The sequence below is a fragment of the Microcystis sp. M113S1 genome, assembly GCF_020246945.1.
GTDB lineage: Bacteria > Cyanobacteriota > Cyanobacteriia > Cyanobacteriales > Microcystaceae > Microcystis.
In genome coordinates, this window is sequence record NZ_JADBSA010000090.1 from 1 (window position 1) to 2,910 (window position 2,910).

Consider the following 2,910-nt stretch of genomic DNA (forward strand, 5'->3'; position numbering starts at 1 on the left):
CGTTCGTGGAGAGCTTTATTGTAAACTAATCTTACACAGCCCAAGGTGCGCCGCAATAGCGACTCTTGTTCGGGTGTGGGGTAAAATCGAAACGAATAGGCTTTTTCCATGTCTCACATTTTAGCATATATTTGGTAAATGCGCTAGTATTTAACGGTAAAGCCGTCGTTCTACGACGGGGTTTCAGACCCAAAATTTTCGATGAAAATCAAATCCTTAGTTTTGCTGATTCTGTTAACCTTGACTACGGTTTTAGGCGCTTGTCAGGGAGCAAAAGAAGCCGAAGAACCGAAAAACGTCCCTACCACGGTGGAATCGCCGCAAAAAGACGAAGATAGCGATAAAGACGGGGAAAATCGGCAAAAAGACGATGATAATCAACGGGATAAAAAAGACGATGACGATGACGATGATGATGATGATGATAACTAAATCCCTAGCATAAAAAAATCGGGTGAGCTTTAACCCACCCGATCGCATCTGTATTAAAATTAACCTATAACTGGGGTACAAACTGTTCTTTTTCGGGAACGTAGGCGTATTCAGCCACAATTTGCCGGAATTCTTCCCCATTGATCGTTTCTTTTTCGATCAGCAGATCCACCACTCGATCGATCACTTCCCGATGATCGCGAATAATTTGCCGAGAAATTTCATGACAGTGTTCCACGATCGATCGCACCTGATCATCGATGCGAGTAGCCACCTTCTCAGAATACTCGGAACGATTCATCAAACCGCCACCGAGGAACACCTCACCCCCTTGACTTTCTAGGGACAAAGGACCTAAATCGCTCATCCCGAAACGAGTCACCATCTGACGGGCCATATCAGAAACTTGCTGTAAATCGCCACCGGCACCGGTAGTCACCTCATCATAGCCGAAGATTTCTTCCTCGGCCGCCCGACCACCTAAAGCACCGGAAATCCGGGCCATTAACTGCGCTTTCGTGGTTAAACCCTGTTCTTCGTTGGGAGTGAACCAAGTTAAACCCTGGGCCTGTCCCCGGGGAATCAGAGTCACTTTCTGGACGGGATCATGATCTTTTAAGAGCGTACCCACGATCGCATGACCCACTTCATGGTAAGCGATTAAGCGCTTGCTCTTGCTATCGACTAAAGGAGTACCTTCCATACCTGCGATCACGCGATCTACCGCGTCATCTATCTCTAACAGGGTAATGGCTTCTTTGCGACGACGGGCGGTTAAAATTGCCGCTTCGTTCAGTAAATTGGCTAAATCTGCCCCACTGAACCCCGGAGTGCGACGGGCGATCGCTTCGATGGAAACGTCGTTGGCCAGCTTTTTATTGCGGGCATGAACGTCTAAAATCTCTAAACGACCTTTAAAATCGGGTGCATCGACGGTTACTTGGCGATCAAAACGGCCCGGACGCATGAGAGCGGAATCGAGAACATCGGGGCGGTTAGTGGCGGCAATGATGATAATTCCCGTATTCCCCTCGAAACCGTCCATTTCTGTCAATAATTGGTTCAGGGTTTGTTCCCGTTCGTCGTTACCACCACCGATACCGGCACCCCGTTGACGACCTACTGCGTCAATTTCATCGATAAAGATTAAACAGGGAGCATTTTCCTTGGCTTTTTTGAACAAATCGCGCACGCGAGAAGCACCGACACCGACGAACATTTCCACAAATTCCGAACCGGAAATGCTGAAGAAAGGTACACCCGCTTCACCGGCGATCGCTTTGGCTAACAGGGTTTTACCCGTACCGGGAGGGCCAACTAACAGGACTCCTTTGGGGATTTTGGCCCCGACGGCGGTAAATTTCTCCGGTTGTTTGAGGAAAGTGACGACTTCCTGTAATTCTTCCTTCGCTTCGTCAATTCCTGCCACATCATCAAAGGTGATGCCGGTTTTCGCTTCCATCTGGAAACGGGCTTTTGATTTACCAAAACTCATCGCTTGACCGGGGCCGCCTGGCATATTATTAGAACGGCGGAAGAGGAAAAAGAGAGCGGCAATCAGCAAAAAGGGGAAAAGTAGATTACCGAGGAATCCCCACCAAGCGCCGTCATTCCGCATCGGGTGAGCATCGAAACTAATTTTAGAATCGCGTAAACGGGCGATTAAATCGGGGGAATTGGCCGGTAAATCGACTCGTAGGCGTTGTACTCGGTTTTCTAGTTCTGGATCTAGGGCCTGTACGATCGCAGTTCTGCCACCTTCGTAGAGATCGACGCTGACAACCCTACCACTATCTAGGTATTCTAGAAAGCGTCCGTAGGTCATGCGGGTAGTGGCGGTGTTATTGCCGATATTACCGGTGGCCGTGGCAAAAGTGCCTTGCCAGAGGAAAAAACCGACCACAAGGGCGGGCAATGTCCACAGTAAAATCGTTTTCCAGGATAGTTTCATGTTTGTTTAGTGGTTCTAGGATAAAGATTTTTGCTTAACTCATTTAGCTGTTTTTGTCAAGGATTTTAGGTTATTTTTTCGAGATTAATCCCCGCAGCCAATTAAATCTTAACTAAATGTAACGTAATTCTCATAATTCTGACAACAATGATGACGAGAGATTTTTTTTAGTTCATTTGTTCTAGCAAAAGTCTCAGGGTTTCTGGGATATTGCTGGATTAGAGAAGGTCAAGATTTAACAGTAAGCTGTTGACTATCTAAATTACTCGTTAAGACTGCATGGGAGCGCCGGAGTTGAGAGCGCCGGAGTTGAGAGTTTGAGTATTTGTACTAAAACATCCAATACGCAGTTTAAATGCAGTACAGCTTAGTCCGGGTAGTGGTAATAAGTAGGGTTTGCGGCAAAAAGTTTTTCCTGGGGGCGGGGTGTAGGGTGTAGGGTGTAGGGTTTTACCGATTTTCAGGTGGTCAATTACCTAATTTTCAGGGAAAAAGTCCCGGAATTTTCCCCCCGATCACTCCCATGC

Annotated in this window: 3 protein-coding genes; 1 reads left to right on the forward strand and 2 read right to left on the reverse strand. The window is 47.2% G+C overall.

Annotated elements, in window-relative coordinates:
• Positions 1–110: helix-turn-helix domain-containing protein (locus IM319_RS05050; RefSeq protein ID WP_149106768.1), on the reverse strand; the 110-nt coding region annotated here is incomplete at its 3' end.
• A 91-nt stretch (positions 111–201) separates the two neighbouring features.
• On the opposite strand from IM319_RS05050, the gene IM319_RS05055 reads away from it, so the two are divergent.
• A complete protein-coding gene (locus IM319_RS05055) occupies positions 202–432 on the forward strand; it encodes a neurohypophysial hormones like protein (RefSeq protein ID WP_287734871.1) in 231 nt (76 codons plus the stop codon).
• 64 nt (positions 433–496) lie between these two features.
• Here IM319_RS05055 and ftsH2 read toward each other — a convergent pair whose 3' ends face one another.
• Positions 497–2,383, reverse strand: coding sequence for an ATP-dependent zinc metalloprotease FtsH2 (gene ftsH2 / locus IM319_RS05060; RefSeq protein WP_287734873.1), 1,887 nt, complete (start codon positions 2,381–2,383; stop codon positions 497–499).
• Between the last annotated feature and the right edge of the window lie 527 nt (positions 2,384–2,910).